The organism is Microbacterium meiriae, assembly GCF_025143875.1.
GTDB classification, from domain to species: Bacteria; Actinomycetota; Actinomycetes; order Actinomycetales; family Microbacteriaceae; genus Microbacterium; species Microbacterium meiriae.
The window spans coordinates 39,989-46,342 of sequence record NZ_JAMBDU010000030.1 but is presented as its reverse complement, the minus strand read 5'-3'; the positions used below and the strand labels follow the sequence as shown (position 1 = coordinate 46,342).

6 protein-coding genes are annotated in these 6,354 nt (G+C 64.7%); 5 read left to right on the top strand and 1 reads right to left on the bottom strand.

Features of this window, described 5'->3' with window-relative positions; translation table 11 throughout:
• Positions 1 to 62: 62 nt before the first annotated feature.
• Positions 63 to 650 carry an HdeD family acid-resistance protein gene (locus tag M4D53_RS15400; RefSeq protein WP_101845765.1) on the bottom strand — a complete coding sequence of 196 codons (588 nt, stop codon included), beginning with the start codon at positions 648 to 650 and terminating at the stop codon, positions 63 to 65.
• 179 nt (positions 651 to 829) lie between these two features.
• Between M4D53_RS15400 and M4D53_RS15395 the strand changes: the two genes are divergently transcribed.
• The 5 genes from M4D53_RS15395 (at position 830) to M4D53_RS15375 (ending at position 6,354) form a co-directional block, all read left to right on the top strand.
• On the top strand, positions 830 to 1,228 hold the full coding sequence (locus M4D53_RS15395) for a helix-turn-helix transcriptional regulator (RefSeq protein ID WP_259954888.1): 399 nt from the start codon (positions 830 to 832) through the stop codon (positions 1,226 to 1,228).
• Between the two features lie 5 nt (positions 1,229 to 1,233).
• On the top strand, positions 1,234 to 1,644 hold the full coding sequence (locus M4D53_RS15390; RefSeq protein ID WP_259954886.1) for a VOC family protein: 411 nt from the start codon (positions 1,234 to 1,236) through the stop codon (positions 1,642 to 1,644).
• A 27-nt stretch (positions 1,645 to 1,671) separates the two neighbouring features.
• A complete protein-coding gene (locus M4D53_RS15385) occupies positions 1,672 to 4,029 on the top strand; it encodes an ATP-binding cassette domain-containing protein (protein WP_259954885.1) in 2,358 nt (785 codons plus the stop codon).
• A 77-nt stretch (positions 4,030 to 4,106) separates the two neighbouring features.
• Positions 4,107 to 4,658: a hypothetical protein gene (locus M4D53_RS15380; protein WP_259954883.1), complete on the top strand. Its 552-nt coding sequence runs from the start codon at positions 4,107 to 4,109 to the stop codon at positions 4,656 to 4,658.
• Between the two features lie 595 nt (positions 4,659 to 5,253).
• Positions 5,254 to 6,354, top strand: coding sequence for a tyrosine-type recombinase/integrase (locus tag M4D53_RS15375; protein WP_259954881.1), 1,101 nt, complete (start codon positions 5,254 to 5,256; stop codon positions 6,352 to 6,354).

The following is a 6,354-nucleotide window of genomic DNA, read 5'->3' as shown; positions in this document are numbered from 1 at the left end:
CCCCCCCCCCCCCCCCCCCCGCCCCCCCCCCGGAGGCCCGGGGGCGTCGTGCGTATCCAAGATCAGACGGCGGCAGCGCCCGTGGTGAACGCCTTCTCATCCTTGCCCAGCGTGATCGCGCGGATGATCTGCACGATACCGAGCACGACGAGCGAGATGCCCAGGAGCAGCCACAGCGCGAATCCGGCGATGACCGGCGAGAAGAGGACGATGATTCCGGCGATGATGCTGAGGATGGCGTAGATCACGGTCCACACTCGCGACCCATCGCTGCCGAGCAGCGAGAGCGCCACGACGCCGTCGACGATCCAGCTCACGCCGATGAAGATCACGACGACCAGCGCGAGGGTGGCGGCGGCGACGTTCAGGTTGAAGAACGCGATGACGCCGGCGACGATGTAGAGCAAGCCGAGGACGATGTGGCCGACGCGAGACCAGCCGCCCTTGGCGCGGGAGAAGATGCCGAGGCCGATGTAGACGACTCCCGCGACGATCAGGTACGACGCGAAGATCGCCGTCACGATGACGGCGGACTTCACCGGCCAGACGAGCAACGCGATACCCGCGAGCAGCGCGAGCACGCCGGAAACCGCGAGAGCCACGCGGATGGACTTGAAGAAAGACTTCGTTTCTGCGACTGCTTCAGACATGACGGGGAACCCCTTCTGAGAGAATCCTGTGAGGATGCCCCCAGGGTAGCGCCGGAAGTCCGACAGCGGGGGAGGAGCGGCTCCGCGCGTCGCGGATGGTCATTCCCCGTCTTCCGGCGTCATGGCAGGATCATCACGTGACACCGGTGGATGACGCTCGACTGCGGGAGCTGGTCGTGATGCGGAAGGTACGCGACCGCATCGATCGGGAGTACGCGAAGCCCCTGGACGTCGAGGCCCTGGCGCGGGGCGTGCACATGTCCGCCGGCCACCTCAGTCGGCGGTTCCGCGAGACCTACGGCGAATCCCCGTACTCCTATCTCATGACCCGCCGCATCGAACGCGCCATGGCGCTGCTGCGTCGCGGCGACCTCAGCGTCACCGAGGTGTGCTTCGCCGTGGGCTGCTCCTCGCTGGGAACGTTCAGCACCCGGTTCTCGGAGCTGGTCGGTGTCCCACCCAGCGTGTACCGTGAACGCGCCGCGAACGTCGAGGGCATCCCGTCGTTCCAGGCGAAGCAGGTCACCCGACCGATCAGGAATCGAGAAGCGCCGCGCCCCGAGGCGCACCTAACGTGAGCATCATGAACATCAGCATCCACTACGCCTTCCTCCCGCACACCGACGCCGAAGCGGCGCTCGGCTTCTACCGCGACGCCCTCGGCTTCGAGGTGCGCAACGACGTCGGCTATGACGGCCTGCGCTGGCTCACGGTCGGCCCCGCAGGCCAGCCGGAGACCTCGATCGTGCTCCACCCGCCGGCCACCGACCCCGGCATCACCGACGCCGAACGGCAGACGATACTGGAGCTCATCGCGAAGGGCAGCTATGGCGCTCTGACACTCGCGAGCGACGACCTGGACGCCCTGTTCGACCGTCTGGTCGCGGAGGGGGCGGACGTGGTCCAGGAACCCATGGATCAGCCCTACGGTGTGCGCGACTGCGCGTTCCGCGACCCCGCGGGCAACCTGCTCCGCATCAACCAGGCCGCCTGACGGCCCCACCACCACGAAGGACGCCGCATGACCGCTGCCGAGCACCCCGCGGACACCCACGATCTCATCCGTGTGCAGGGCGCGCGCGAGAACAATCTCAAGGACGTGAGCGTCGACATCCCGAAACGACGCCTCACGGTGTTCACCGGGGTCTCGGGTTCCGGGAAGAGCTCTCTCGTCTTCGACACGATCGCCGCCGAATCGCGCCGGATGATCGACGAGACGTACAGCGCCTTCGTGCAGGGCTTCATGCCGTCCGTCCCTCGACCCGACGTCGACGTGCTGGAAGGCCTCACCACGGCGATCATCGTGGACCAGGAGCGCCTCGGCGCGAATCCGCGGTCCACCGTCGGCACGGTGACGGATGCCAATGCGATGCTCCGCATCCTGTTCAGCAAGCTCGGACAGCCCTACATCGGCGGGCCGACGGCGTTCTCGTTCAACATCCCGACGCAGAAGGCCAGCGGAGTGATGACCGGGCCGGGCGGGGAGAAGAAGATCGTGAAGGACGCGATCTACCTCGGCGGCATGTGCCCGCGATGTGAGGGCAGGGGAGTGGTGTCCGATCTCGACCTCTCGCAGATCGTCGATGAGTCGAAGTCCCTCGACGAGGGCGCGATCATGGTGCCCGGATACACCGCCGACGGCTGGATGGTGAAGGGGTTCTCGCAGTCCGGGTTCTACCCGCCGGACAAGCCCATCGCCTCGTTCACCGACAAGCAGCGCCACCTGTTCCTCTACGGCGAGGTGACGAAGGTCAAGATCTCCGGTATCAACATGACCTACGAGGGCCTGATCCCGAAGATCACGAAGTCCATGCTCTCCAAAGACCTCGACGCGCTGCAGCCGCACATCCGCGCCTTCGTCGAGCGGGTGGCCACCTTCGCGGTGTGCCCGGAGTGCGACGGCACGCGCCTCACCGACGGTGCGCGATCGTCGAAGATCGACGGCGTGAGCATCGCCGACGCCTGCCGCATGCAGGTGACGGATCTCGCCGCGTGGGTCCGGGGGCTCGACCTCCCGGGTGCCGGGCCGCTGCTCCAGGCGCTGAGTGCCAACCTCGACGCCTTCGTGACCCTCGGCCTGGGGTATCTGAGCCTGGACCGGCCATCGGGAACGCTGTCCGGGGGAGAGGCGCAGCGGATCAAGATGCTGCGGCACCTCGGCTCCTCGCTGACCGATGTCACCTACGTGTTCGACGAGCCGACCATCGGGCTGCACGCGCATGACATCCAGCGCATGAACGGGCTGCTGCTGCGCCTTCGCGACAAGGGGAACACGGTGCTCGTCGTCGAGCACAAGCCGGAGACCATCGCGATCGGCGATCATGTCGTGGATCTGGGGCCGAGTGCCGGAAGCGCCGGGGGAGAGATCTGCTATCAGGGGAGCGTCGAAGGTCTCACGGCCAGTGGAACACTGACGGGGCAGCACCTCGACGACCGTGCACAGCTCAAGGGCACCGTGCGCGATCGCACCGGCGCGATCGAAGTCCGTGGCGCCTCCACGAACAACCTCCAGAACGTGGACGTCGACATCCCGACCGGTGTCCTGACCGTGGTCACCGGCGTCGCGGGCTCCGGAAAGAGCTCGCTCATCCACGGTTCGGTGACCGGACGCGAGGGCGTGGTGGCGATCGACCAGTCCGCCATCAAGGGCTCGCGTCGCAGCAATCCCGCGACCTACACGGGGCTGCTCGAACCCATCCGCAAGGCCTTCGCGAAGGCGAATGGCGTGAAGCCCGCCCTGTTCAGCGCGAACTCCGAGGGCGCGTGTCCCACGTGCAAGGGCGCCGGTGTCATCATCACCGAGCTCGGGTTCATGGACACGATCGAGACCCCATGTGAGGACTGCGGCGGTAAGCGCTTCCAGGCGGCGGTGCTGGAGTACAAGCTCGGCGGCAAGGACATCACCGAGGTGCTCGACCTTCCGGTGTCCGAGGCCCGCGTATTCTTCAGCGAGGGTGAGGCGAAGCTCCCGGCCGCGGCCGCCATCCTCGGACGCCTGGAAGACGTGGGGCTCGGCTACCTGTCGCTCGGACAGCCGTTGTCGACCCTGTCGGGCGGTGAGCGCCAGCGCATCAAGCTCGCGATCCAGATGGGCGAGAAGGGCGACGTCTACGTGTTGGACGAGCCGACGACCGGCCTGCATCTCGCCGACGTGGACACGATCCTCGGTCTGTTGGATCGTCTTGTCGACGCGGGCAAGACGGTGGTCGTGATCGAGCATCATCAGGCGGTCATGGCGCACGCCGATTGGATCATCGACGTCGGACCGGGAGCCGGCCACGACGGTGGTCGCATCGTGTTCCAGGGAACGCCTGCCGAGCTCGTCGCTGACGGGTCAACGCTGACGGGTGAGCATCTCGCGGCGTACGTCAACGCATGATCGAGGGCCGCGGTGGCGGAATCTCCATCCTCTCTCGAAAGAACTCAGGCGCCGACCCAAGCACTGCTGGAGAACACATGACGACCTACGACCAGCTTCTGGAGTCAGCGCGCGAACACTACAACGTGCCCGCCATGCCTCTGGTGGACGACGTAGCCTCCTTCCTCGTCTCACTAGGCGCTACGCCACTAGATCTTGATCGGTACGGCGAGGATCTGATCGATGAGTTCGTGGATCCCGAACTCGCGATCGTCGCCTTCACGCTGCGCGCACCGCAGCTGCTGCGTCAGCGTGCGAGCCCCGAAGAACTCGAGAACTTCGCCTCGGACTCATCCTCAGAGTTCGACCCGCTCGAGTACGGAGAAGCCAACGAAGAGTGGACCGTGTACTCCCACGAGATCGAGGAGTTGTCACGCATCCACGTCGTGCTGGAGCGCGCTGACCACACGGCTGAACGCGTCGGTAACTTTCGAGTCTATGGAGGCGCGCAGTGGCTGCGCGAAATGCTCTGGGCCGCTACAGGCGTGGTGCCCCGAGATCCCGGCTCTCCCACGAGTGGCTCCACGCTCTTCGGACGCGCGTTCCAGTTCGCGGATCGAGCGCCGTTCACTGCGGCGCCTCTCGTATGACATACGGTGGCGTCGGCCGCGCAGCTCGTGCTGCGTGGGTTATCGCTCGCGCGTTCCGAGAAGCGTCTGGTCGTGACCTCTCGACCACAGAAGCGGATTCGAGCTGAGCGGCTGAGCCCAAGCTCGGCGGCAAGGACATCACCGAGGTGCTCGACCTTCCGGTGTCCGAGGCCCGCGTGTCCTGGGAACGCCGTCCGAGCCCGTCGCTGACGGGTCGACGTTGACGGGTGAGCATCTCGCGGCGTACGTCAACGCATGATCGAGGGCCGCGGTGGCGGCTTTCCCACCCTGTCTCGTCCTGCCAGATCCCGGATATGGATTATCCGATAATGCACATTATGTCAGCTTAAGCAGTCATTATTGCAGTGGATGAAATTCCACTCCAGCCCCACCGGCGCCACGACTGAGGCTACCGCGAAACTTCGCTGAGGGGCCGTGCTCCCCTAGATTTCCGCCACTTCATGCAACTTTGACAGCGCAACGCCGACCTCCGCCCGCTGGATGCGTTGCGGTGCTCGAATGCCTCGACTCCCGTGTCGTTGCAACGATCTTTCGTTTGGTGAATGATAGTTGCATCTAATGAAAGGGAGTCTCCATGGTCATCGAGCTGACGAGCCACGCCAAATGGGGCGCAGGCGTTGCCGTGCTTCACCCCGAGGAGCAGACCTTCAACGAGATGCTGTCCGGCTTTCGTCGGCAGCAGCTCGCGCGTGGCCTCTCCATCGGAACGATTGAGGGCCGTGAAGCGCTCGTGCGCAGGTTCATGGAGACCACGAACCAGTACCCGTGGCTCTGGACCGTCGAGCACGTAGACGAGTTCTTCGGGGACCAGGTTGCGATCCACAGGAACAAGCGGCCAACGATCCGCAAGTACCAGGACGCGCTCAGCATGTTCACCGACTTCATTTGCTCCCCCGCGTATGACTGGGTCAACAGGTGCAACGACATGTTCGGCACCCACCCCGTCCCGGTGCTTCATCAGTGGAATATGGTGCGACACATCCAGGAGGCCGAGCATGGTGGCCGCCGACGTCCGTTCCGCCACAGAGAGCTGCAGGCATTCTTTGACCGCGCTGACGATGAAGCCGACAGCATCTCCCGTCTGAACAGGAAGGGGTGGGCCGCGGCGTTCCGCGATAGCACGCTGTTCAAACTCACCTACTGCTTTGGCCTTCGACGAAACGAGATTCGACACCTCGAGACCTTCGACCTCAGCCGAAACGCCCACGCACCTGAGTTCGGAAAGTACGGTCACCTCAACGTCCGGTTTGGTAAGGCGATGAAGGGATCCGACTACAAGCAGCGAAACGTCTTGGCGGTGTTCCCGTGGGGCTCGGAGATCCTCGAAGAGTGGCTCGAGCGCGGTCTCCCCCGCTTCGGCGGCGGCACATCACTGTTTCCCACGGAGCGAGGAACGCTCGTCTCCGAGTCAGCGCTGAACACTCGCTTCCGCCTTTATCGCGACGAGCTCGGCTTCGGCAAGGACCTCACCTTTCACTCGTTGCGTCACTCCTACATCACTCACCTGATCGAGGGCGGGTTCGATTCGCTCTTCGTCCAACAACAGGTTGGACACGAGTACGCCTCGACCACCGCGCTCTACACCGGGGTCTCCAGCGACTTTCGTGTCAAGACACTCAGACAAACGCTCGACAGTACGATGGCCGATGCGCTCAAGTACGGATTGAAGGACTGA